The sequence below is a fragment of the Streptomyces sp. SID3343 genome, assembly GCF_009865215.1.
In the GTDB taxonomy this organism is placed as follows: domain Bacteria; phylum Actinomycetota; class Actinomycetes; order Streptomycetales; family Streptomycetaceae; genus Embleya.
In genome coordinates this window covers 1-401 of record NZ_WWJX01001325.1, presented here as the reverse complement: position 1 = coordinate 401, position 401 = coordinate 1, and the positions used below count along the sequence as shown (strand labels likewise).

Here is a 401-nt window from a genome sequence, read left to right as displayed (position 1 = left end):
GGAAGCGACTTCAAGCCGTGGCAACAGACCACACCCGGCGGGGCGATGGCCGTCACGGGCGATCCCGAGGTCGTCCTGCGGCCCGACGGAACCCTGGGTACCTACGCGGTCCTCGCCGACGGCAGCGTGAACGGACTCGGCCAAAAGAAACCCGGCGGGAACTTCGACGCCGCCTGGCAACGACTCAGCGAAGGCGGTTTCGCGGGCCGACCCTCCGTCGTGCAATACCCCGACGGCACGATCAGCGTCTACGTACGGACCACGGGCGGCGTCGTGATGGGCACCGGCAACAAGGCGGGCCCGGGCAGCGACTTCAAACCGTGGCAACAGACCACACCCGGCGGGGCGATGGCCGTCACGGGCGATCCCGAGGTCGTCCTGCGGCCCGACGGAACCCTGGG

1 protein-coding gene is annotated in these 401 nt (G+C 69.8%); it reads left to right on the top strand.

The genetic code is table 11. The features are described from left to right. Positions 1–401 (top strand): hypothetical protein (locus GT354_RS41760; protein WP_202512883.1); only part of this gene is annotated, 401 nt, incomplete at both ends.